The sequence below is a fragment of the Micrococcaceae bacterium Sec5.8 genome (genome assembly GCA_039636775.1).
Lineage (GTDB): Bacteria > Actinomycetota > Actinomycetes > Actinomycetales > Micrococcaceae > Arthrobacter.
This window is the reverse complement of sequence record CP143429.1, coordinates 2,550,212-2,573,321: the sequence shown is the minus strand read 5'-3', so window position 1 is coordinate 2,573,321 and position 23,110 is coordinate 2,550,212. Positions and strand designations below refer to the sequence as shown.

The following is a 23,110-nucleotide window of genomic DNA, read 5'->3' as shown; positions in this document are numbered from 1 at the left end:
TGCCTCACACTACGCTAGCGTTCCATATGTGAACATTGTGTTCAATTATAGAACTTTATGGCTCCCGCCGCTGTCAAAGCAGGCACTCTGCAGTCAAGGCGGGATGCCTTTTTTCTAAAAGGTGTGACCTGGCGCATATTTCATAGTAGTATTCTGAATACTAACTGACCGTTCGATCAGTAATTCCAGAGGCAATCAGTTATTCTCTCGCACCCACCCCGGGCAGCACCTCTGCCCCCAGCAACGGAGTTCCAATGACCGCAACTTCACGTGTCGATACAGAGGCGGGCCCCAGCAGTAAGCATGAGGAACGCAAAGTCCTCGCGGGCACCCTGGTGGGAACCACCATCGAGTGGTACGACTTCTTCATTTTCGCCCAGCTCACGGCAACGTTGCTCTCGCCGCTGTTCCTGGCACCGCTGAACGCCTCCAATCCGGGCCTGGCGCAGGTCCTGTCCTTTGCCCTCATCGGCATCAGCTTCCTGTTCCGCCCGCTCGGTGCCATCGTGGCCGGCCACCTGGGCGACCGTCTCGGCCGCAAGGCCATGCTCGTCTTCACCCTCGTGATGATGGGTGCCGCCACGGCGCTGATCGGCATGCTGCCCACCTACGCCCAAATCGGCGTCTGGGCTCCCGTGCTGCTGATCCTGCTCCGTGTGATCCAGGGCTTCTCGGCCGGCGGTGAGTGGGGCGGTGCCGCACTCATGGCCGTCGAGCACGCGCCCATGAGCAGGCGCGGCCTGTTCGGCGCGTATCCGCAGATCGGTGTGCCGGTGGGCATGATCCTCGCCACCGGCCTGCTGTACTTCCTCAATACCGGAATGTCCAAGGAGGACTTCGCTTCCTGGGGCTGGCGGGTGCCGTTCCTGCTGTCCATCGTCCTGATCGTGGTCGGCTACCTGATCCGACGGGCCGTTGCCGAGAGTCCCGTCTTCAAGGAAATGCAGGAACGCAAGGAAGAGAGCAGGGCGCCGCTGGGCGAGCTCATCCGCAAGCACAAGAAGGCCGTCCTCTACTCGACGATGATCTTCATTGGCAACAATGCCGCCGGCTACTTGCTGATCGCGTTCTTCATCTCCTACGCCACCAAGACCCTGAAGATGCCCACCCCGCAGATCCTGCTCGCCACCACGCTGGCATCCTTCGGCTGGTTGATCTTCACCCTCGTCGGCGGCTGGCTCTCTGACAAGATCGGCCGGGTCAAGACGTTCCTGATCGGCTACGGCATCGTCTTCGTCTGGATGATTCCGATGTTCGCGCTGATCGACACCAAGAACATCGTCCTCTACGGCGTCGCGCTCTTCGTCCTGACCATTGGCCTGGGCCTGTCCTACGGCCCGATGTCCGCGATGTACGCCGAGATGTTCCCGGCGAACGTGCGCTACTCGGGGATCTCGATCGGCTACGCCTTCGGCGCCATTCTGGGCGGTGCGTTCGCGGCAACCATCGCGGAGCTCCTGCTGCAGGGCACCGGCTGGACCGGATCGATCGGCATTTACATCATGATCCTCTGCGTCATCTCCGCGGTCGGCGTTCTCCTGGCCGGGGAAACCAAGGGCCGCCCGCTCGGCGTCGTTCACCACGCGCCGGCGGAAGCCGCAAGGCACTAAAAAGCAACTGAGACGTTGGAGGGGCGCGGGCCGAAAGGTCCGCGTCCCTCTTGCCTTTAAGCCAACGCGCCTGCCCCGAACCGGGAGGCCCGCGCGGACACCGCGCACGATCTTTGGGAGCCGACATTGACCGTCACCACGCTGCTCACCCGCCTGCCTGCAGCCATCGCCGTCTCCTGCCTGGCGGGCGCGCTGGCGGCCTGTGCTCCACCCGCCGCCGCACCGCGGAACCCCGGCATGGATCTTGACACCGCGAAACAGTCCACCCGCAGCCAGCAGGACGAACTGCTGTTGGTGGTCCCGCCGGCAGCCGTATCGAGGACGAAGCAAACCGCGACCTCCCGCGCCCTCTTCGAATGTGAGGCCGGCGGCTATTACTGGCCGGGCACCCTGGATGTTGTCCTCAGCGAAGGCGCCGACGGCGCGGCGTTGCTGGAGCAGATCAAAGCTGACTGGTCCGCAAGGAGCGGCTGGACCGTCAGGGACAAGACGAGCGTCAACGGTGACCCGGAACTGGTGATCGTAAGTGAGGAAGGCTACAGGCACGCGATCGAGTTCAACCCGGAGCGGAACGCGCTCAACGTCCTGTCCTCCTCGGCGTGCTTCCAGATGGAGGGAAAGCCCAAACCTGGTGTCGACTACTAGACTCCGGACCCGCGTTGGTCTGAGCCGGCGGGAGGCCGGACGCCGAGGAAGCTGACGGCACCTTGTTTGAAGGCGCGGCTGGTGATCGCATTGGTGTGGTTGCGGCCCGGCAGGACCAGCTGCTCCACGAGGGCGCCGGCCTTCGCGCCCAGCGCTGCGAGCTCCGGCAGCGAGGCCGCGCGCTCATCCTTTTCCCCAGCCACCAGCAGCATGGGCATGCGCGGCACGGCCTCGGCGGGATCGAACGGCTCACTCTTGATGGCCTCCACGAGGGACAGCAGCGAGAAGATGTTGTTGCTCGGCAGCATCTGGGCCATCCTCAGCAGCCCGGCGGTTGACGCATCGCCGATCGGCGTGCCGTCGGCAAGGTAGCGCTGCGCAGCCACCAGATCGAAGTCGGCCAGCGGATCGGAAACGTTCGGACCGCCCAGGACCATCCGGTGTACCAGCTCATGCTGGGTGGCGCCGAATTCCCAGGCGAGCCGGGAACCGAGCGAGTAACCAATCAGGTCCAGCCCGCTGGCCGGGTCCCCGTCGCGCAGGGGGCGCACGCCGGCGTCGAACGCGATTTGCAGCAGATCCGCGCGGATCCGGCTGGGGGCGTAGGAATCCTGGTCCTCGGGGGATCCGCTGAGGCCGTGGCCGGGCAGGTCCACCGTGATGACACGGCGGCCGGCTTCCAGCAGGGCAGTCAGCCAGCCGGTGTCCTCCCAGTTGAGCTTGGTGGAGGAAGAGAAGCCGTGCAGCAGCAGCACCGGCCGCAGCCCGGCGTCGGCCGCCGGCTCATGCACCCCGACATCCAGCTGCGGGTCGGTCCCTTCGACGGTGTGGGAGTGCTGCTGGCCGCTGTGTCTGCCGCTCATGGTGTCAATCCTCATCAAGTACGGCGCTCAGGCGGACCCGGCGCTTCGGTGCCTCTTCCTTCGGGACTGTGCCCACGATGCCGGCGGTGTTGTCCGGCACCTCAAACACAATCAACGGCTCGCCGACATTGATTTTGTCGCCGGGCCCGCCGTGGATACGCACCACTTTACCTGCCTGCGGGCTGGGCAATTCGACGGCCGATTTGGTGGTCTCGACCTCCACCAGGGGCTGGTTCCGCTCCACCTGGTCACCTGCCGCCACGAGCCATTCCAGCACCGTCGCCTCGATCAGGCCCTCGCCGAGGTCGGGGAGGGGGAAGGAAATTTCAGCCACGTTTGTACTCCAATACTCGCTGGATCCCGAAGAGGATCCTGTCAATGTTCGGGATGTATTCGTCTTCCAGGTCTCCCGAAGGGTACGGGACGTCGAAGCCCGTGACCCGCTCCACGGGGGCCTTGAGCGTGTCGAAGCAGCTCTGCGTGATCAGCTGCGCCACTTCGGCCCCAAGCCCGGAGGTCAGCGGCGCTTCGTGGACGACGACGGCGCGCCGCGTCTTGCGCACGGAGGCGCCCAGCGCCTCGGCGTCGACGGGTTTGAGCCAGCGCAGGTCCAAGACCTCGATGTCAATGCCGTCCTCGGCGGCGAGCTCGGCCACCTGCAGGCAGCGGGCCACCATGGCGCCCCACGCCACGAGCGTCAGATGCCGGCCCGCCCGCATCACCTTCGCGCCGGTGGGCGAACCACCGCCGTCGGCGGCGTCGTGCCTGGTGAGGTCCACCTCACCCTTCTGCCAATAACGGGACTTCGGTTCCATGAAGATGACCGGGTCCGGCCGCGTGGCGGCGTACTTGAGCAGGTGGTAGGCCTCATGCGGGTTCGACGGCGAGACAACTTTAAGCCCCGGCACGTGGGCGAAGAGTGCCTCAAGGCTTTCGCCGTGGTGTTCGGGGGCGCGGATGCCGCCGAAGCTGGGCACGCGCAAGGTGATGGGCATCGGCAGGGTGCCGCGGCTGCGGTAGTTCATCCGGGCGACCTGGCAGACGATCTGGTTGATGGCCGGGTAAGCGAAACCGTCGAACTGGACCTCGGGGATGGGGTGGAAGCCGGCCATCGCCAGGCCGACGGACATCCCCAGGATGCCGGACTCGGCGAGCGGGGTGTCAAAGACGCGCTGTTCACCGTGTTTGGCCTGCAGCCCGTCGGTGATGCGGAAAACGCCGCCGAGCCGGCCGCAATCCTCGCCGAAAATGACGGCCTTGGGGTTTTCCGCGAGGACCTCGTCCAGGGCGCGGTTCAACGCCTGCTGCATGGACATCATGGTGGAGGGCGCCGTGACCGGTGCCGCGGTGCCGCCTTCGAGTATCGAGTTAGACATGTTCGGACTCCTCGCGCCAGTTGGCGGCCTGGGCCTGCAGGGCAGGGGTGGTTTCCTGGAAGACCAGGTCGAACATCTCGGTGCCGGGGCGGGACCCGAGCGCCTGGATGCCGATGCGGAGGTGTTCCTCCTCGGCCTTGGCCGCTGCGAGGGCTTCGGCGAAGAACACACCGTCGGCGATGCCCTCGGCAAGAAGGCGCTGCCGGAAGCGCTCCAGCGGATCCAGGCCTGCGCCGTCGCGCTCTTCATCGAGCGAGCGGTAACGTCCCGGATCATCGGAGGTCGAATGCGGCCCCCGGCGGTAGGTCATGGCCTCGATGAGCACAGGGCCCTGGCCGGACCGGGCGTGTGCGAAGGCGCGCCGGGTGGCTTCAACGACGGCGACGACGTCGTCACCGTCGATCTGCAGCGCAGGCATGCCGTAACCGGCGGCGCGGGCGGCAACGGAGCCGCCGGCCACCTGGCGTTCGGTCGGCACTGAGATGGCCCAGCCGTTGTTCTGCACGAAGAACACCACCGGGGCTTTCATCACGGCGGCGAAGTTCAGGGCCTCGTGGACGTCGCCCTGGGAGGAGGCGCCGTCGCCGAAGTAGGTCATGGCGACGCCGAGGCTGCCGTCGGCGGTGCCGGCCAGGGTCTGGCCGTGGGCCCAGCCCACAGCGTGGAGCACCGACCCGGCCACCACGGCCTGGATCGGAGCGAGCCGGGTCTGCTGCGGGTCATAAAGGCCGCCGTGCCAGGTTGCCTTGTGGGTGGACATGTAAGCGACCATGTCCACGCCCATGGTGCGGGCCACGCCCATCTCACGGTAGGTGGGGAAGACGAAGTCCCGGGTGGTGTCAACGGCGTAGCCGCTGCCCACCTGGGCCGCCTCCTGGCCCAGCTCGGGGGCGTAGCCGGGGATGATGCCCTGGCGCTGCCAGGCGATGGCCGAGGCATCGAGGTGCCGGACGGCCACCATCAGCGAATAGAGCTCGCGGAGCTCAGCCGGGGTCAGTGGCTTGGCGGCGTCGCCGGAAGCCAGCGGAAGTGTGTCCATGGTTGTGACCCTAGTCACCGGGCGCATGGTGGGCAATCAGTTTGGAAAACACTGGTCAGCCTGCACAGGAGTCTCGGTCAGAGCGCCAAGGGGAGTGGCAGTTTGTCCAGCCCCGCGCCGTCCCCGCCGGCTCCGGATTACTGCGGCTTGCCCGCCCGGCTGCGGGAGATCCGGGCGCCGATCCAACAGGCCGCGGCGATACCGGCGACAAGTACCAGGGTGCTGACTAGCTGCTTGCTGCTCTCCGGGCTGCTAAAGCCGACGGCGAAGATCAGGGCCAGGAGCACCAGGCCGAAGATGGTCAGCCCCGGAAATCCCCGCATGCGCAACGGCAGGTCGGTGCCCTCGCGGTCGGCGCGGCGGCGGAGGATCAACTGGGACACCAGCGCGGAGCCCCAGACCATCAGGCAGGTCGAGCCGACCAGTTGGAACAATGCGGGCAGGATCCGTTCCGGAAAGAGCAGCTCCAGCACGGTGGCCAGGAAACCGAACGCGACGGAGACGCCGACCGCAACCACCGGCACGCGTGCCTTGTTCACCGTGGAGAGGAACCGGGGTGCCTCACCGCGCTCGGACAGTGAGAAGACCATCCTGGACGCTCCGTAGAGATTCGCGTTCAGGGCCGAGAGAAGTGCGACGACGGCCACCAGGGTGATCGCGGCACCGGCGCCGGGGATGCGGGCCAGGTCCAGAACGCCGGCAAACGGCGAGGCCAAGGCGTCCGAGGTGTACGGCAGGGCCGCGGCGATGACGAACACCGAGCCGATGTAGAAGACAAGAATGCGCCACACGACCGTGCGGATCGCCTGGGCCACGCTGTGCTGGGGGTTCTCGGTTTCGGCGGCGGCCACGCTGACAATTTCGGTGCCGCCGAACGCAAAGATCACCACGAAGAGGGCGGTGGCAATGCCGCCAAGGCCCGCGGGCGCGAAGTTTGTGGTGAAGTTGCCGAGCCCGGGGGAGGGGACATTGGGCAGCCAGCCCAGCAGCAGGGCGGCGCTGATGCCGAGGAACAACAGGATGGCAGCCACTTTGAGGATGGCGAACCAGAACTCGAACTCACCAAAGTTCTTGACGCCGGCGAGGTTGATGGCTGTGAAGAGCACCATAAAGATCAGGGACAGGGCCCACACCGGGAGCACGGGCCACACCGTGACCAGCAGCGCGGCGGCGCCGAGGGCTTCGGCGGCGATGACAACCACCAGCTGGAGCCACCAGAGCCAGCCTACGGTGGCTCCCGCGGTCCTGCCCATCGCCTTGGCGGCGTAGACGGAAAAGGCGCCGCTGTTGGGGTTGGCCGCAGCCATTTCGCCGAGGGCCCACATCACGAGGATGATCAGGGTGCCCGCGACCAGGTAAGAGATCAAAACGGCCGGCCCGGCGGCTTGGACTCCGGCGCCGGAACCGAGGAACAGGCCGGCGCCGATGGCGCTGCCGAGTCCCATCATGGTGAGCTGGCGCGGCTTCATGCTGCGGCCGAGTTTCAGGCCGGGGCGCTCCGCGGTGGACTTCATTGTCATGCTGGCGAACCTTTGCGTGGTGTGGATCTGTACGTCCTTCTGGGACCTATTGAATTTACCGCCACCTGGCGGGCGCCCCGCACACCGGCCGTGAGATCATGGGAACAGATTGTTAGCCAACACCGCGCCATCCCTAGCGCCTTGTACTGCCCGTCCGCCGGGAGAAGGGATTTTCGATGGATGTGGATCCCCTGGATGCAAAGATTGTCCGATTCTTCACCGACTCGCCCCGCGCCTCGGTGCTGGAGGCCTCCCGGGTGCTGACGGTCGCCCGCGCCACCGTCCAGTCGCGGTTGGACCGGATGCAGGAGCGCGGCGTCATCGGCTCCTGGGTGCCGCACCCGGACCCGGCCCGCTTCGGGTTTCCCGTGGTGGCGTTTTGTTCGCTCACCATCAACCAGGACCTGGGCCACGATGCGGTGGTCGCTGCCCTCGCGGAGATTCCGGAGCTGATCGAAATCCACACGGTGTCCGGAAGCTCGGACTTGATGGCCAGGATCGCCGCGCGTTCGAACCCGGACCTGCAACGGGTGCTGGATGCCATGATTGCCACCCGGACAGTTCTTCGCTCGTCCTCGGTGATTGTGCTCAACACCCACTTTCAGGGCCGCACGCTGCCGCTGCTGGAGGCCGCCGCCGGGCAGTAACACCGGGGCGGATTTTCCAGACCTAGGCGCGGCCCTTGAGAATCAGGTTCCAGTAGACCTGCGGGAAGATGTCGCGGTCCACCACCCACGATGCGCGGCTCTCTGTCCACGTCGGCACCTTTGGGACGGTGGGCATGGGCCGGTACTGGTCATCGAACTCGGCGAAGACCACCGTGGAGCGGGACACCGTGAAGGGGCACACCGAATATCCGTCGTACTTGTCGGTCAGGGGTTTTCCCTGCCGGGCCGCGACCAGGTTTTTCGCCAGGACTTTTGTCTGCTTCCGCAGCGCGCCGCCGGACTTGGAATTGCGGGTCCCCGCGGCATCCCCCAAGGACCAGACTGCCGGGAACCGGACGTGCCGAAGGGTCTGCGGATCCACGTCCACAAAGCCGCCGGCGTCGCCCCGGGCGGGCAGCTCCGTGGCCTTGAGCCAGTCCGGGGCCGACTGCGGCGGGACGGCATTGAGCACGTCGTAAGGCAGTTCCTCGGTGGATCCGGCGGTGTGGTTGCGGATCAGCGCCGTCTGGGCCTTCGGGTCCACTGCGACCAGTTCGCTGTTCAACCGCAGTTCGATGCCATACTCGGCAACCTTGCGGTTAAGCTCCTCGTCAACTCCGGCCACGCCGAAGACCGTGGGGTAGGGCTGCACCATGATGACCCGGATGTCCTGCAGCACTCCCTGCTCCCGCCAGTAATCGCAGGCCAGGTACATCGGTTTCTGCGCGGCGCCGCCGCACTTGATCGGCCCGGCGGGCATGGTGAAAACCGCGGTTCCCGCCGTGAGGGCGCTGAGCAGGGTCCAGGCCTTGGCCGCCAGGCCGAACTCGTAGTGGGATGCGCCCGACGGGGAATGAACGGCCTCGCCCAGACCCGGAATTTCGTCCCAATCCAGCTGCAGGCCGGGGCACACCACCACGTGGTCAAACCCCAGCCGGCCGCCGGAAGCCAACGACACGGTTCTGCCGTGCGGGTCGATGTCCACCGCGCCGTCCCGGATCCATTTCACGCTCCGGGGCAGGACGGCGCCCTCGGGCCGGACGGCTTCGGAGGCTTGCGCCCGTCCGCCGGCGATGTGGGAAAACAGCGGCTGGTAGTAGTGCTGGTCCGCGGGCTCCACCACAGCCACATCCTTCACCCCGTAACGGTGAAGGCGCGCCGCAAGGGAGACGCCGGCATTGCCGCCGCCGATGATGAGTACTTCGTGGTGCTGGCCGGCCACGGCGTTAGTTCTTAACGGTCAGGGCAGAGGCCTTGTGCGCCGCGCGGGCGCCGGACTTGGCGGATTCCACCACGTACTGCGGCTCGTCTTCGCTGGCCCGGTGGGTATGGCCAGCCAGCTCGAAATCACTGACCTTCTTCTCCACGACCTCGCCGCGGGTAGGGCCCTGGGGGGTGTTCCATTCCACGGCTGTTCCCTTGGTCAACAACATCGGTGCTCCTTGGGTCGGGGGATCCGGCAGTGCTGGGTTCCCAGCACCCGGAGCCTCAATCGTAAGCATGATGAGCTTTATTGGGTAGCGCTGACTCCGGTCCCGGGCGGAACCGGAACCATTTTGCGCCCGGCCCGGATCGTCGTAAACTTAGTTCTAGTCAATCTGACTATAACTAGTCCGGCGGTCCTGCCGGAACCGGCCGCGCACCTTGCCCGACGGCCGGACCGCAACTCGGGAAGCCGGGGTGACCCGCCATGTACACTACCGCCGCCAACGTCGCGGAGCGGCAGGTCGCGCCGCCGTCGCTGGCCATCTCCACGGTGATCTTTGCGCTGCGCCCCAGCGCACGCTCCGGACGCCCCACCTTGTGGATCCCGCTGGTTCGACGGATCCGCGAACCGTTCAAGGGAATGTGGGCCCTGCCCGGCGGGCCGCTGACCCATGCCGAGTCCCTGCAGGACGCGGCCTCGCGGAACCTGCAGGAGACCACCGGCCTGGCTCCCAGCTACCTTGAGCAGCTGTACGCCTTCGGCGGCCTGCACCGCTCACCCACCCAGCGCGTGGTCTCGATCGTCTACTGGGCTCTGGTCCAGCCCACCGAGGCCGCACTGGCGGACGAATCCGAAAACGTCCGCTGGTTCCGTGCCGACCGGCTCGGTGACCTCGCCTTCGACCACCACGCCATCATCGACTACGCGCTCTGGCGGCTGCGCAACAAGATGGCTTACGGCTCCATCGCGTACCACCTGCTCGGCGAGTACTTCACCCTCGCCCAGGTCCGGGAGGTCTATGAGGCCGTCCTGGACCGGGAACTTGACCCGGCCAACTTCCGCCGCCAGGTCAAAGCCACACCCGAAATCGAAGAAACCGACCAGTACCTGCAGGGCGGCAAACACCGCCCGCCCCGCCTTTACCGCTTTACCGGCCGCCCAGGCCTTGACCCGGACAACAGGAGCACACCATGAGCAGCGTCAACACAGCCATCCAGCTGATCTCGCGCGAGCAGGCCGCCCGCAACGCCAAGGGCACTGCAGCGGCCGCCACCTGCAGCCCGGGGCTCGCCCGCGGGCCCTGGGACTACGACCTCGCCGAAGCGCTCGCCGGCGTGCCCGCCTACGGCCCCGGGGCCTCCATCGCGGACGTCGCCCCCGCATCGACCCCTAGGCAGGGCCAGCTCCCGGAGGAGTACAAGAGGGCCAGCGACGCCGAACTCGGCGCACGCATCCGCGCAGCCAAGGCAACACTCGGGGACCGCGCCGTGGTACTGGGCCACTTCTATCAGCGCGACGAAGTCGTGGAATACGCGGACTTCGTCGGCGATTCGTTCCAGCTGGCCAACGCGGCGCTGACCCGCCCGGACGCCGAGGCCATCATCTTCTGCGGCGTGCACTTCATGGCCGAAACGGCCGACATCCTGTCCCGCCCGGACCAGGCGGTCATCCTGCCCAACCTGGCTGCAGGCTGCTCCATGGCGGACATGGCGGACATCGACTCCGTGACCGAGTGCTGGGAACAATTGGAGGAACTCTTCGGCTCCGAGCCCGACGCCGACGGCCGGGTTCCGGTCATCCCCGTCACCTACATGAACTCCTCCGCCGCCCTCAAAGGCTTCTGCGGCGAGCATGGGGGCATCGTCTGCACCTCGTCGAACGCCGCCGCCGTGCTGGAATGGGCGTTCGCCCGCGGGCAGCGGGTGCTGTTCTTCCCGGACCAGCACCTGGGCCGCAACACCGCCAAGGCTATGGGTGTACCGCTGGACCGGATGCCCCTGTGGAACCCGCGCAAGGACCTCGGCGGCAGCGACGCCCGGACCCTGCAGGACTCCCGCGTGATCCTGTGGCACGGCTTCTGTTCCGTCCACAAACGCTTCAACGTGGCCCAGATCCAGAAGGCCCGCGCCGAGTTCCCGGGCGTCCAGGTCATCGTGCACCCGGAGTGCCCCATGGAGGTGGTGGACGCCGCGGACTCCGCCGGCTCCACGGACTTCATCCGCAAAGCGATCGCCGCCGCCACCGAACCGGCCACGTTCGCCGTCGGTACCGAGATCAACCTGGTCAACCGGCTGGCAGCGGAGTATCCGCAGCACACCATCTTCTGCCTGGACCCGGTGATCTGCCCCTGCTCCACGATGTACCGGATCCACCCCGGCTACCTGGCCTGGGTGCTGGAGGCCCTGGTGCGCGGCGAGGTGGTCAACCGCATCACCGTGGCGGACACTGTCGCCGCCCCGGCGCGGGTGGCCCTCGAGCGGATGCTGGCGGCGCGGCCGTGACCAGGCGGCTTGTGGTCGTGGGCAGCGGCATCGCGGGACTGTACGCCGCCCTGGTCGCCACCGAGCGGGCCGATCCCGCGGCCGATGTGGTGGGCGGCGGCGGTCCGGCCACCGAGGTGGTCCTTCTGACCAAAGGCACGCTCGAGCAGAGCAACACTTTTTACGCCCAGGGCGGGATCTCGGCCGTGCTTCTGCCGGAGGAAGCCGCCCCCGGTGATTCCGTGGCCGCCCACATCGCCGACACCCTCGCCGCCGGCGCCGGGTTTAACGACCCCGGGGCCGTCCGGGTGCTGTGCACCGAGGCCGTCCGGGACATTGCGGGCCTGCAGCGGTTCGGTGTGGAGTTCGACGCCGGACCCGGCGGGGGACCGGCGCTGGGCCTCGAGGCAGCCCACTCCGCCGCCCGCATCCTGCACGCCGGCGGCGACGCGACCGGGGCATGCCTCGCACGTGCCCTGGCCGCCGCGGTCCGGGAGCGCGCAGCGCAGGGCCGGCTGCGGGTCGAGACGGACGCCTTCGTGACCGACCTGCTGACGGGCCACCCCGGCGTCCCCCCACAGGGTGAGCCCGCCCGGGGTGAGCCCGCCCGGGGTGAGCCCGCCCGGGTCACCGGCGTCAGCTACCTCTCCGACGGTCAGCTGAAGCACCTGAACGCCGATGCGGTGCTGCTTGCCACCGGCGGCGCCGGCCGGCTCTTCGCCCGGACCAGCAACCCCGCCGTCGCGACGGCGGACGGCCTGGCCCTCGCGTGGCGGGCGGGCGCAACGGTCCGGGACCTCGAATTCTTCCAGTTCCACCCCACCACCCTTGCGGCCGACGAGACCCCCGGCGGTCCGCCCGCGCTGCTCATCTCCGAAGCTGTCCGCGGGGAAGGTGCCGTCCTGCTTGATGGCGCCGGTCACCGCTTTCTGCCGGACTACCATCCGGACGCCGAGCTGGCCCCGCGCGACGTCGTCTCCCGCAGCATCGCCCTGCACCTCGCCGCCACCGGCGCGCCCGCAGACAGCCCGGTATACCTGGACGCCCGGGGAATAGAAGCCGCCCGCGGCCCCGGATTCCTGGCCCGGCGGTTTCCCACCATCACCGCCGCCACCCGCGCCGCCGGCTACGACTGGGCCACGGAGGTGCTTCCGGTGTCACCGGCGGCCCATTACTGGATGGGCGGGGTGGCCACCGATCTCTGCGGGCGCACCTCCGTGCCGGGACTCTACGCCGCCGGTGAGGTCGCCTGCACCGGCGCGCAGGGAGCCAACCGCCTGGCCAGCAATTCGCTCCTCGAAGGGCTGGTTTTCGGCCGCCGCGCGGTGGAGTCGTTCTTCACTGACGACAAGGGCAGCGGGCAGGCAGCCATGGGTGCCGGCCGGAAGAATTACCAGGCTGGTCCGCCCGAGGGTGTCGAGACGACCGGGCCCGGTCCCGGGCCGTTCTCCCGGGATGCACTGGGGCGGCTGATGACCGCGCACGCCGGAATATTGCGCAGCGGCGGGCAACTGCGGGAGGCGGAGTCCGTGCTTGCCTCGTGGGCCGCCGTCGTCCGCCCCGAAGAAGTGACGGACGCAGCAGACCCGACGGAGCACGAGGACCGGAACCTGCTGTTGGCCGCCCGGCTGCTCGTCGCAGCCGCCCGGAACCGGGCCTTCTCGGTGGGCGCCCACTACCGGGCGGACGCCGCCCACCCGGAAGTCCCCGCCCTTCCACCCGCCGTTCTGGCCGCGCCCGCCCGTGCTTTTCCGCCCGCCGCGCCGCACGCCCACCCGCACGCCGCCATCCGAACGAAACAAAGGATTTCCTCATGACCGCACCCGCCGCAGCCCGCCCCGCCCTCCCGGTGACGGCGCTCGCAGGAACGCTGCCGGCCGCCGCCGTGGACGCCGTCCTGCGGGCGGCCCTGCTGGAGGACGCACCCTACGGAGACATCACCTCGCAGACGCTCATCCCTGCGGAGGCCCGCGCGACGGCGGTCCTGGCCGCACGCGTCCCCGGCGTGCTCAGCGGCGGGGAGGTGTTTGCGGCCGCGATGAAGCTCACGGACCCCGGCGCAGACGTCGAACTTCTCGTCCCGGACGGTTCCGCCTTCGCCGCCGGGGCGGTCCTCGCCCGGGTCAGCGGCAACGCCCGCGCCGTGCTGCTCGCCGAACGCGTGGCACTGAACCTGATCCAGCGGATGAGCGCCATCGCCACCCGGACCGCCGAGTTCGTCGCCCTGGTCGACGGCACGGGGGCCCGGATCACCGATACCCGGAAGACGACGCCGGGCCTGCGGGTGCTGGAACGGTACGCCGTCCGGTGCGGCGGCGGTGCGAACCACCGCTTTGGCCTTTCGGACGCCGTGCTGGCCAAGGACAACCACCTGGCCGTCCTGACCGGCGGAGACCCCGCGAAACTGACCGCCGTCCTGCGGGAAGCCAAAGCGCGCCTCGGCCACACCACGCACTTCGAAGTGGAGGTGGACAGCATGGTCCAGATCGGGCCCGTGCTGGCCGCCGGAGTGGACACCATCATGCTGGACAACTTCCCCCTGGCGGATCTCGCCGCCGGGGTGGCCCTGGTCGCCGGCCGGGCCCGGGTTGAGGCCAGCGGCAACGTCAACCTGGCCACTGTGGCGGGTATCGCCGGCACCGGGGTGGATCTCATCTCCATCGGCGCCCTCACCCACAGCGTCACCGCCCTGGACCTGGGCCTCGACATCGACCTCGGTCCCGGCGCGCCGTGATCTTCCTCGACGCTGCGGCCACCACACCGGTCCGCCGCGAGGTCATCGAGGCCATGTGGCCGTTCCTCACGGGGGAGTTCGGCAACCCCTCCAGCCACCACTCACTCGGGGACTCCGCCGCCACGGCGCTCGCCGGGGCGCGGGCGGCGACGGCCCGGGCCCTGGGCTGCCGGCCCGGCGAAGTGGTGTTCACTTCCGGCGGCACGGAGGCGGACAACCTGGCGGTCAAGGGCATCGCACTCGCCCGCCACGCAGCCGACCCCGGGCTGGACCGGGTGGTGATCAGCGCCGTCGAACATCCTGCTGTGGTGGAATCCGCCCGCTACCTGGAACGCATGCACGGCTTCAGCGTGGACGTGGTGCCGGTGGATTCCTACGGCCGCATCACCGAAGCGGCCCTGGCAGCCGCGCTCCGGCCCGAGACAGCCCTGGTCAGCATTATGTACGCCAACAACGAGGTGGGCACGGTGCAGCCGGTGGCGGCGCTGGCCGCGCTCGCCCGTGCACACGGAATTCCATTCCACACCGATGCCGTGCAGGCCGCCGGCTGGCTCCCGCTCGATACTGCCGCGCTCGGCGTCGACGCCCTGAGCATCTCCGGGCACAAAATCGGGGCGCCCAAAGGCAACGGGGTGTTGTTTGTACGGGGCCGGATCCGGCTGGAACCGGTCATCCACGGCGGCGGACAGGAACGCGGGCGCCGGTCCGGCACCGAAAACGTGGCCGGGGCCGTGGCTTTAGCAACGGCGCTGGCGCTTGCGCAGGCGTCACAGGGTGACCGGGCGGCCCGCGTCGCGGCTCTGCGCGAGGATTTTATCCGCGCCGTGCAGGCCGGAGTGCCGGGCGCGGTCCTGACCGGCCATCCGGACGAACGGCTGCCCTCCGTGGCGTCCTTCTGTTTTCCGGGGACCAGCGGCGAATCCGTGCTGCTGGAGCTCGAACGCCAGGGCATCATGTGCTCCTCCGGGTCCGCCTGCGCCGCGGGTTCGGACGAGCCCTCCGCGGTGCTGCTGGCCATGGGTTTCGACGCCGCAACCGCCCAGACCGCGGTCCGCTTCAGCTTCGACGCCGCCGTCACGGCGGCGGACCTGCAAGCAGCGGCGGCCGCGGTCCGCACCGCCGTCGGCAGGGTGCAGTCCCTCCGCCCCGGCGCCTGACCCGGTTGCCCTGTCACTTGATGCTGCTCCCGGGCCTCCAGAGGGACGGTATCTGATAGCGCAACGGGGGTCGGGACCTGGTGGTGCCGGGGAGCTAGCGGTGCCGTGCCCGGCGGAAAATCCAGTGCCGCAGCATGGTGAACCGCACGGCCGTGGCCGCGAAGCCGGAGATGGTGGTGGTCCACAGCTCGGCGGCGACCGTGGCGTCCGGGTTGATCCAGTGCAGGACGGCGAGGCTGCCGCCGGTGATCAGCAAAGCCACGAGGATCACGATTAATCCGTTGAGGTGGTCGCGCTTCATCCGGTGGCGCTCGGTGATCTTGAAGGTGAGCCTGCGGTTTAGTGCCGTGTTCATCAGGGAAGTGAGCACCAGCGCCACCGCGTTGGCCGGCTGCGGACCCAGATACGGGCGGAGGAAGGCATAAAGGGCCAATGACGTCACTGTGCAGAGAACGCCGACGGCGGTGAACCGCAGCAGCTGCCGGACCAGCGGGTACCGGAGCAGGCCGCGCCGCCGCCGGTCAGCGGGCCGGGCCGCCGGCGCGGCAGGCGGCCGGCCGGGGGCAGGGGCGGTGCCGGGTGACGTGTCCGGGGCAGGGGCGTGCTGTTCGAGCTGGGCATCCATCCGCTCAGTACAGCTCGCCGACAGGGATTTCCACAGCCAGACGGTTGGACGGGCCGGCGAGGGGGCAGGCCCAGGCCTCGTTGTAGGCGCAGGAAGGGTTGTAGGCGAAGTTGAAATCAACCACAAACTCAGTGGCAGGCCCTGTTCCGTGCCCGCCATGGAAGGCGCCCTTAATGGTGTCCAGCAAGTAGCGGCCCGCCCCGTAACTGCCGCCGGGCTGACCGGCCGTGGCGTCGCGGAACGGCACGAAGATGCCGCCGCCGTAGCCGTGGAGCTTCCACACGGCGAGCTGGCCCAGCTCCGGCAAATCGAAGGTGCCCAGCCGGACGAACCGGACCACGCCGTCGGTGCCCGTCTCAACGTTCATTTCCCGCCCCGCGCCCTCGCCCGTCAGCGGGATGTGGAAACGGTAGATGGGATCGTAGTCCGCCGTCTTGAGCCCGCCAAAGCTGGACTTCGCAGCCGCTGTCAGCGGTGAGGCGGGGTGCGTCCCGAACATCCGGTCCCGCTCCTGGCGCCAGTATGAATGCGCCTCGGCCGGATCTTCCGCCGCGATCGTGCGCACATGGGCGTAGAGCGCGAAGGTCCGGATGCGCCAGTCCGCGATGTCGACGGCGGAGATGTCCGCCACGTTGTCCTGGGTTCTGATATCCCCGTTGCCAAAATCCTGATCAACCATATCTCCAGCGTATCCCGCTTTAACAGCAGCGAATCGCGCGTCCGGTGGCCCGGTTCCAGTACCGGCAGGACCGTAGACTTTCGCGCATGCCAAGCACTCCCGCACCGCCCGTTACCCGCGCTGCCGCTGCCCTGGCCGAACTCGTGCAGTTCCGCACGGTCTCGTCCCGGCTGGAGCGCGGGGCGGATCCCGCCGAGTTCGAGGGCTTTATCGCGGCTCTCGCCCGGCTGTATCCGGGCGTCCACGCCACACTGGAGCTCGAACGCGTCAACGGCCACGCGCTGCTGTTCCGCTGGCCGGGCACCGGCGCCGACCCGGCGGCCCGTCCGGCTGTCCTGATGGCCCACTACGACGTTGTTCCGGCGGGCGATCCCGATGCCTGGACCCGCCCGCCCTTTTCCGGTCACAACGACGGCACGTACCTGTGGGGCCGGGGAACCCTCGATGACAAGGGCCAGCTGGCCGCCATCCTGGAGGCCGCCGAAACCCTGGTCGGGGCAGGATTCGCCCCTGCCCACGACCTCTACTTCTCGTTCGGCGACAACGAGGAGACGGCCGGCGACAGCGCCGCGGCGGCGGCCGGACTGCTGGCACGCCGCGGTGTGAAGCCCTGGCTGGTGCTGGACGAGGGAGGCGCAGTCGCGGGCGGGGCGTTCCCCGGTGTGACCTGCCCGGCCGCCGTCGTCGGCGTCGCGGAAAAGGGGATCCTGGACGTGGAACTGCTGACCAGGGACCCCGGCGGCCACGCCTCCACTCCTCCCCGGATGGGCGCAACAGCGCGGCTGGCCCGCGCCATCACCCGGATTGAGCGCAGCCCCTTCCCACCGTCGCTGCCGGACGTGACCGTGGAGATGCTTCGGCGCTTTGGACCGCATGCTCCGGCGCCCCTGCGGGCCGTCTTCGGCCGGCTGTCCTTGTTCCGGACCCCCGTGACGCTGGTCTTTGGCCGGCTGGGCAACGAGACCAACGCGATGACCCGGACCACGGTCGCCATCACCACCCTGGAGGGCAGCACCGCCGCCAACGTCCTGGCCGCGACGGCCCGGGCCAACGCCAACATCCGGGTGGCTGTGGGGGACACCGTCGAGGGGACCGTGGCGCGGCTGCGGCGGATCATCCGGGACCCGAAAGTGGAACTGCGCGTCGTGGAGGGCAATGACCCCTCGCCGGTCTCACCGTATTCCGGGGCGCAGTGGGATCTGCTGGAGGGTTGCATCGCCCGGGTCTTTCCGGAGGCGCTCGTGACGCCCTACATCATGACGGGCGGCACGGATTCCCGCCGCTTCACCGGAATCTGCGGCGCCGTGTACCGTTTCGCCCCGTTCTTCATGGACGCCGCGGCCAGGGGCAGCATCCACGCCGCTGACGAGAAGATCCTCCTGGAGACGCTGGAGCGCGGCGTCCGCTTCTACGAAACACTGATCCGGGAACTCTGAGCAGCCCGGTGTCCCGTTACGCTGGCACCATGACTGGGATGGAAACCCGCCGGGGGGCACAGGGCGCTCGCATCGCCGCGGCCCTGGTGCTCGCCGCGGCCGCCTTGTCCGGCTGCAGCGCTGCGGGACCGGAAGTCCCCGCATGGACAGCGGGCGGGGCGACCGGTTCGGGCCCGGCTGCCTCCCCGACGGGACCGTCCGCGGGCAGCACGACGCCGGGCGCCGCACCCTCCCTCTCCGCATCGCCGGGTTCGACGGCGGCGGGCTGGAAGGTCTTCACCGATCCGGGGAAGACCATCAGCTTCGATCTGCCACAGGAATGGATCGTCCAATCGGCAACCCCCGGGCCGGGAACCCTGCCCGGAGCGCTGAAGATCGAGGTCAAGGACGCCGACGGCGGCTACCTCGCCACCCTGCAGACCGGGCTTCAGCCCCCGCCCGCGGCGGCCTGCCAGGCTGATGCCGCAAAGCCGTACGTCGTGGTCAGCAGCGTTCCCGTGGACCTGCCGCACCGTGGCGGAGAGGGCACCATCGACCCGCGCGTGGTGTTTCGGGTAATCCAGGGCTACAAGTATTTCGGCTCGTACGGCATCACCAACGTGGTCGGAGGCACCGGGGGAAAAGCCTGCGTGCTGCAGAACCTGGTCCGCGGCCCCGACGGCAAGGGCGACTACTCCTTTGGTGACCTGACGGACCTGCTGGCGGTCGCCCCGGACCAGAAGGTGGCCCCGGCCAAGGCTTTCGACACCCTCGACCAGGCCGCCGCATACGTCAACGAGGGCTCGGAATTCGCCAACGTCCAGCGGATGCTACTGTCTCTGAAGATCAACACCTAGTCCTGCTCTGCCCGCACCCGCAGGGCCGGGACCGGGGACGTCCCTGCCCTCACCTCACACCCCCGGAGAAACATGGAACGCTCTGTCGCTGCCCGCATGGGTTTCAAGACCGTGGCCGGCACCAAGGTTGCCCTGGCGGTGTCCGTGGCCCGCAATTCCGGCTACAGCAGCTTTGTTGAGACGCTGTCTGTTACTTCCGGCGGCGACGACGTTCCGGTGACGGAGTTGTCGGACCACCACGGCGGGCGCTTCCACTACATGCAGTTCGCGGATCCCGCCGATGTTCTCGTGGAGTACACGGCCACGGTGGCAGGTGCCGCAGTGCCGGAGGAGCCCGGGCTGATGGAACTTATCCGCTACGTGCGGCCGAGCCGCTACGCCGAGTCCGACCGGCTCCTGCCCACCGCCTACGCTGAATTCGGCGCCCTGCAGGGCGCGGAGCTGGTGCTCGCAGTGCGCCATTGGGTTTTCAACGAGCTGCGCTACATCAGCGGATCCTCCCGCGGGACAGACGGCGCCGTCGAAACGCTCCTGCACCGCCGCGGTGTCTGCCGGGACTACGCCCACCTGGCGATCGCGCTGCTGCGCGCCAGGAACATCCCGGCCCGGCTCGCCGCCGTCTACGCCCCCGGCCTGAGCCCGATGGACTTCCATGCGGTGGCCGAGGCACACATCAACGGCACCTGGCAGGTCATCGATCCCACCGGCCTGGCCCCGCGGGACAGTCTTCTTCGGATCACCACCGGCCGGGATTCCTCCGATACCGCATTCCTCTCGACAGTGGCCGGCAGCTTGTCGCTGACGCACCTGACCGTCACCGCCGTCGTCGACGGCGCCCTGCCGGACGAGGACCCGGCCAAACCCGCCACCATCCGGTAGCTGAGGGGGGCGCCAGCCCCAACCCGCCGCCGGGCGCTCAGCGGGCGGTGACCGAGGCCCGCAGCTTCTCGGTCAACCGCAGCAGCTCCTGCTGTTCGGCCGCCGTCAGGGCCGGGACCACCAGGGCGGCGATGTCACGGACGTGCTCCCGGCCGATCTGTTTTTGCAGCTCCCAGCCGGCGTCGGTGAGCTTGACCAGAACTCCGCGGCCGTCGTCCGGTGCCGGCATGCGCTCCACCAGGCCGCGCTTTTCCAGGCGTTCCACAAGCCGGCTCAGGCTGGATTGGCTCAACAGCACGTGGTCGTTGAGCTCATTTTGCCGGAGCCACCCGGATGGGCAGCGGGACAGCGTGAACAACACGTCGTACTCGTTGACGGCCATGGCCTTGAAGGCGGGGCCGGCCTGGAGCCGGCGCATCACCGCCACCTGGGCGCGGAACAGCGACTCCCAGGTTTCCGCGGCCAGGCGCACCGGCGACGTGCTCGTCCTGGCGGGCATCACACCCCCTGAACGCCGGCAGTCGCGGCGGACGGCTCCCGGGCCGCGGCCAGGGATGCGGCCACGCGTCCGGCGTGGGTGGGCGGTTCGGGGACGTGCGCAGGGGTCTTCTCGGCGTATTCCTTGCGCAGGACCGGCAGGACTTCTTCGCCGAAGAGGTCCAGCTGCTCCAGCACGGTCTTCAGTGGCAGCCCCGCGTGGTCGATCAGGAACAGCTGGCGCTGGTAATCACCGAAGTATTCACGGAAGGAGAGCGTCTTTTCGATGACTTCCTGCGGGCTGCCGACCGTCAGCGGCGTCTGGGACGTGAAGTCCTCCAGGGACGGGCCGTGGCCGTAGACCGGGGCGTTGTCGAAGTAGGGGCGGAACTCCTTGACGGCGTCCTGCGAATTCTTCCGCATAAAGAACTGACCGCCGAGGCCCACGATCGCCTGGTCTGCCGTGCCGTGGCCGTAGTGCTCGTAGCGTTCACGGTAGAGGCCGATCAGCTGCTGGTAGTGCTCCTTGGGCCAGAAGATGTTGTTCGCGAAGAAGCCGTCGCCGTAGTAGGCCGCTACCTCGGCAATCTGCGGTGTGCGGATGGAGCCGTGCCACACGAAGGGGGCGACGCCGTCGAGCGGGCGCGGCGTGGACGTGAAGTTCTGCAGCGGCGTGCGGTGCTTGCCGGACCAGTTCACGGTGTCCTCTTCCCAGAGCCGGCGCAACAGGCTGTAGTTCTCGACCGCGAGCTCGATGCCGTCCTGGATGTTCTTGCCAAACCAGGGGTAGACGGGAGCAGTATTGCCCCGGCCCAGGACCAGGTCCACCCGGCCGTCGGCCAGATGCTGCAGCATGGCGAAGTCCTCGGCGATCTTCACCGGGTCGTTGGTGGTGATCAGTGTGGTGGCCGTCGAGAGGATGATGCGCTCCGTCTGGGCAGCAATGTAGGCCAGGGTGGTGGTGGGGGAAGAAGAGAAGAAGGGCCGGTTGTGGTGCTCGCCGAGAGCGTAGACATCCATGCCGATTTCTTCGACCTTTTTGGCAATCGCCACCGACGCCTTGATGCGCTCGTGCTCCGAAGGGGTGCGGCCTGTGGTGGGGTCGGGAGTGATATCGCTGACGCTGAATACGCCGATCTGCATAATGTGCCTTTCCGTGGCCGGAGTCTTCCGGGAGCTGCTTCCAGTATAGCCGAGATAGATGCATTTGCATCTATCGACCGGTATAACCGCCGCCCCGTCCGAATATTCCCCCGGCGCCCGTCGGGTTGCCGCCCGTGGCGCGGACGCTGCCCTAGGATGCAAGCAATCGGCTGGCCATCCGGTGCTCAGCCCGCCCGGAAGGTTGCCATGCGCCGCGTCGTCGCTTTTCTCTGTCTGGTGGAGATCACCAGCGGCATCCTGCAGGGCTACTACACGCCCATCCTCACCGACATCGCCCGGCACCTGAACATCCGCGACGGCGACGTCAACTGGTTCGAGGCCGCGCAGCTGATGGTCAGCGCCCTGGCTGTGCCGGTGCTCGCCAAGCTCGGCGACATGTACGGCCACCGGAAAATTCTGCTGGTGTCCACCGCGCTCACCGCGGCGGCGTCCTGGGCTGTGGCGTTCGCCCCGGACTTCTGGACCTTCCTCGCGGTCTGGTCTCTGCAGGGCTTTTACGTGGTCTGGCTGCCGCTGGAAATCGCGCTGATCTTCAGCCGGGTCCACCAGTTGCCGGACGGCGCTGCCCGCACCAGGCGCGCAGCCGGGCTCTTGGTCGGGGCCCTCGAATTTGGAGTCATTGCCGGTGCGCTTGCCGCCGGGTCCCTCGTCGAGGCGTTCGCCGGCCAGCTGCAGCTGGTGCTGATGATTCCGGCAGTGGCAGTCTCCGCCTGCTGGTTCGCCATCCGCCTGGGCGTGCCGGAGTCCACCGCGCGCAGCGGCGGCCGGGTGGATACGCGGGGCTTCACCTTCCTCGCGGTCGGGCTCCTGCTGATCACCTCGGGGCTGACGTTCATGCGGCTCAGCGGGCCGGCCGCGTGGTGGCCCTGGGCGCTCGTCACCGCCGGGATCCTGGTTTTCGTTCCATTTACGCGCTACCAGCTGGGCCGGGAGGACCCGCTGGTGGACATCCGGATGCTGCGCGCGAAGGCCATGTGGCCCATCCAGCTGACTGCAGCCCTGTTCGGCGTCTCGGTGCTGGGCGCGCAGGCGCCGCTGTCCACCTTCGCCCGCACTGACCCTGCCCTCCACGGCTACGGGCTGGGATTGCGCGCAGGCCAGGTTTCCATCATCATCGGGGTCTACGTGCTGGCACTGCTGGTAGGGGCCCTGCTCTACCCGCTGGTGACCCGCAGCCTGACCCCGCGCTGGACGCTCGTCTGCGCGGCCGCCCTGGTTGGCACGGGATACCTGCTGTTCCTGCCCTTCCACGCCAGCCTCGCCCAGACCCTGGTCAATATGGCGGTAGCCGGCATCGGCTCCGGAGCTCTCGTGGCCGCGCTGCCTTCGGCGGCCGCGGCCGCTGCTCCGCTAAACCGGACGGCTATGGCCACTGGCCTGACCAACACCACCAAGACCATCGGCGGTGCTTTTGCCTCGGCAGTGTTTGGCATCGCCCTGCTGAGCCACGTCCTGGGTGAGGCGGGCGCGGTTGCGGCAGAGAGCAGCGCAACCGCGGCGCCCCTGGCCGGGTACCTCACGGTGTGGGCAATTTGCGGCGTGACGGGCCTGGCGGCAGCCGTTGCCCTGGTCCTCGTGCCGAAGTTGGCCTTCTCGGACCCGGCTCCCGTCGCCGTTCCCGTGCCCGCCGCGCCCCACTAGGGGGGCCACCCGCCGGGACCTGAATCCAGTCAATACGGCGGGACGGTGTCCGCATCCGCGACAGGGTCTTTCGCTGGCACGCCAGGAACGTTATC

General features: G+C 68.4%; 23 protein-coding genes. 12 read left to right on the top strand and 11 right to left on the bottom strand.

Annotation, left to right across the window (positions count from 1 at the left end; genetic code table 11):
* The first annotated feature begins 254 nt into the window (after positions 1 to 254).
* Together VUN84_11800 and VUN84_11795 are read left to right on the top strand one after the other, a co-directional pair.
* A complete protein-coding gene (locus tag VUN84_11800; protein XAS62997.1) occupies positions 255 to 1,610 on the top strand; it encodes an MFS transporter in 1,356 nt (451 codons plus the stop codon).
* A gap of 126 nt (positions 1,611 to 1,736) precedes the next feature.
* Positions 1,737 to 2,255 carry a hypothetical protein gene (locus tag VUN84_11795; GenBank protein ID XAS62996.1) on the top strand — a complete coding sequence of 173 codons (519 nt, stop codon included), beginning with the start codon at positions 1,737 to 1,739 and terminating at the stop codon, positions 2,253 to 2,255.
* Here VUN84_11795 and VUN84_11790 read toward each other — a convergent pair.
* The 5 genes from VUN84_11790 to VUN84_11770 all read right to left on the bottom strand — a co-directional run bounded on the left by VUN84_11790 (position 2,252) and on the right by VUN84_11770 (position 7,053).
* Positions 2,252 to 3,118, bottom strand: coding sequence for an alpha/beta fold hydrolase (locus VUN84_11790; GenBank protein XAS62995.1), 867 nt, complete (start codon positions 3,116 to 3,118; stop codon positions 2,252 to 2,254). The genes VUN84_11795 and VUN84_11790 overlap by 4 nt on opposite strands.
* A gap of 4 nt (positions 3,119 to 3,122) precedes the next feature.
* Positions 3,123 to 3,452: a biotin/lipoyl-containing protein gene (locus VUN84_11785; protein ID XAS62994.1), complete on the bottom strand. Its 330-nt coding sequence runs from the start codon at positions 3,450 to 3,452 to the stop codon at positions 3,123 to 3,125.
* On the bottom strand, positions 3,445 to 4,494 hold the full coding sequence (locus tag VUN84_11780; GenBank protein XAS62993.1) for an alpha-ketoacid dehydrogenase subunit beta: 1,050 nt from the start codon (positions 4,492 to 4,494) through the stop codon (positions 3,445 to 3,447). Before VUN84_11780 ends, VUN84_11785 begins: the two co-directional genes overlap by 8 nt.
* Positions 4,487 to 5,533, bottom strand: coding sequence for a thiamine pyrophosphate-dependent enzyme (locus tag VUN84_11775; protein ID XAS62992.1), 1,047 nt, complete (start codon positions 5,531 to 5,533; stop codon positions 4,487 to 4,489). The genes VUN84_11780 and VUN84_11775 overlap by 8 nt, the downstream gene beginning before the upstream one ends.
* A gap of 137 nt (positions 5,534 to 5,670) precedes the next feature.
* Positions 5,671 to 7,053, bottom strand: coding sequence for an amino acid permease (locus VUN84_11770; protein ID XAS62991.1), 1,383 nt, complete (start codon positions 7,051 to 7,053; stop codon positions 5,671 to 5,673).
* A 176-nt stretch (positions 7,054 to 7,229) separates the two neighbouring features.
* Here VUN84_11770 and VUN84_11765 point away from each other — a divergent pair, with 176 nt between their 5' ends.
* Positions 7,230 to 7,700: an Lrp/AsnC family transcriptional regulator gene (locus tag VUN84_11765; protein XAS62990.1), complete on the top strand. Its 471-nt coding sequence runs from the start codon at positions 7,230 to 7,232 to the stop codon at positions 7,698 to 7,700.
* A gap of 22 nt (positions 7,701 to 7,722) precedes the next feature.
* Here VUN84_11765 and VUN84_11760 read toward each other — a convergent pair whose 3' ends face one another.
* On the bottom strand, positions 7,723 to 8,922 hold the full coding sequence (locus tag VUN84_11760) for an FAD/NAD(P)-binding oxidoreductase (GenBank protein ID XAS62989.1): 1,200 nt from the start codon (positions 8,920 to 8,922) through the stop codon (positions 7,723 to 7,725).
* A gap of 4 nt (positions 8,923 to 8,926) precedes the next feature.
* The gene (locus VUN84_11755) at positions 8,927 to 9,133 is read right to left on the bottom strand and encodes a DUF2945 domain-containing protein (GenBank protein XAS62988.1); all 207 of its coding nucleotides are present in this window, start codon (positions 9,131 to 9,133) and stop codon (positions 8,927 to 8,929) included.
* 257 nt (positions 9,134 to 9,390) lie between these two features.
* On the opposite strand from VUN84_11755, the gene VUN84_11750 reads away from it, so the two are divergent.
* From VUN84_11750 to VUN84_11730, 5 genes are read left to right on the top strand one after another with little or no spacing between them, the layout of a single operon-like run.
* Entirely contained in the window at positions 9,391 to 10,101 is a 711-nt protein-coding gene (locus VUN84_11750; GenBank protein XAS62987.1) for an NUDIX domain-containing protein, read from the top strand.
* Positions 10,098 to 11,408, top strand: a complete 1,311-nt coding sequence (nadA, locus tag VUN84_11745) for a quinolinate synthase NadA (GenBank protein XAS62986.1) — start codon at positions 10,098 to 10,100, stop codon at positions 11,406 to 11,408. The genes VUN84_11750 and nadA overlap by 4 nt, the downstream gene beginning before the upstream one ends.
* A complete protein-coding gene (locus VUN84_11740; GenBank protein XAS62985.1) occupies positions 11,405 to 13,204 on the top strand; it encodes an FAD-binding protein in 1,800 nt (599 codons plus the stop codon). The genes nadA and VUN84_11740 overlap by 4 nt, the downstream gene beginning before the upstream one ends.
* Positions 13,201 to 14,121 (top strand): carboxylating nicotinate-nucleotide diphosphorylase, encoded by a 921-nt coding sequence (gene nadC, locus VUN84_11735; GenBank protein XAS62984.1) that lies wholly within the window; start codon positions 13,201 to 13,203, stop codon positions 14,119 to 14,121. Before VUN84_11740 ends, nadC begins: the two co-directional genes overlap by 4 nt.
* Positions 14,118 to 15,278 (top strand): cysteine desulfurase family protein, encoded by a 1,161-nt coding sequence (locus VUN84_11730; GenBank protein ID XAS62983.1) that lies wholly within the window; start codon positions 14,118 to 14,120, stop codon positions 15,276 to 15,278. Before nadC ends, VUN84_11730 begins: the two co-directional genes overlap by 4 nt.
* A gap of 94 nt (positions 15,279 to 15,372) precedes the next feature.
* On the opposite strand, the gene VUN84_11725 is transcribed toward VUN84_11730, so the two are convergent.
* Entirely contained in the window at positions 15,373 to 15,903 is a 531-nt protein-coding gene (locus VUN84_11725) for a GtrA family protein (GenBank protein ID XAS62982.1), read from the bottom strand.
* Positions 15,904 to 15,907: 4 nt separating this feature from the next.
* The gene (locus VUN84_11720; protein XAS62981.1) at positions 15,908 to 16,582 is read right to left on the bottom strand and encodes a DUF1684 domain-containing protein; all 675 of its coding nucleotides are present in this window, start codon (positions 16,580 to 16,582) and stop codon (positions 15,908 to 15,910) included.
* An 86-nt stretch (positions 16,583 to 16,668) separates the two neighbouring features.
* On the opposite strand from VUN84_11720, the gene VUN84_11715 reads away from it, so the two are divergent.
* The 3 genes from VUN84_11715 (at position 16,669) to VUN84_11705 (ending at position 19,733) form a co-directional block, all read left to right on the top strand.
* The gene (locus VUN84_11715) at positions 16,669 to 18,018 is read left to right on the top strand and encodes a M20/M25/M40 family metallo-hydrolase (protein XAS62980.1); all 1,350 of its coding nucleotides are present in this window, start codon (positions 16,669 to 16,671) and stop codon (positions 18,016 to 18,018) included.
* Between the two features lie 29 nt (positions 18,019 to 18,047).
* Entirely contained in the window at positions 18,048 to 18,854 is an 807-nt protein-coding gene (locus VUN84_11710; protein ID XAS62979.1) for a hypothetical protein, read from the top strand.
* A 72-nt stretch (positions 18,855 to 18,926) separates the two neighbouring features.
* Positions 18,927 to 19,733: a transglutaminase family protein gene (locus VUN84_11705; protein XAS62978.1), complete on the top strand. Its 807-nt coding sequence runs from the start codon at positions 18,927 to 18,929 to the stop codon at positions 19,731 to 19,733.
* 37 nt (positions 19,734 to 19,770) lie between these two features.
* Here VUN84_11705 and VUN84_11700 read toward each other — a convergent pair whose 3' ends face one another.
* Both VUN84_11700 and VUN84_11695 read right to left on the bottom strand, forming a co-directional pair.
* Entirely contained in the window at positions 19,771 to 20,232 is a 462-nt protein-coding gene (locus tag VUN84_11700; GenBank protein XAS62977.1) for a MarR family winged helix-turn-helix transcriptional regulator, read from the bottom strand.
* Positions 20,232 to 21,353, bottom strand: coding sequence for an LLM class flavin-dependent oxidoreductase (locus tag VUN84_11695; protein XAS62976.1), 1,122 nt, complete (start codon positions 21,351 to 21,353; stop codon positions 20,232 to 20,234). The genes VUN84_11700 and VUN84_11695 overlap by 1 nt, the downstream gene beginning before the upstream one ends.
* A gap of 207 nt (positions 21,354 to 21,560) precedes the next feature.
* Between VUN84_11695 and VUN84_11690 the strand changes: the two genes are divergently transcribed.
* A complete protein-coding gene (locus VUN84_11690; protein XAS62975.1) occupies positions 21,561 to 23,015 on the top strand; it encodes an MFS transporter in 1,455 nt (484 codons plus the stop codon).
* The last annotated feature ends 95 nt before the right edge of the window (positions 23,016 to 23,110 follow it).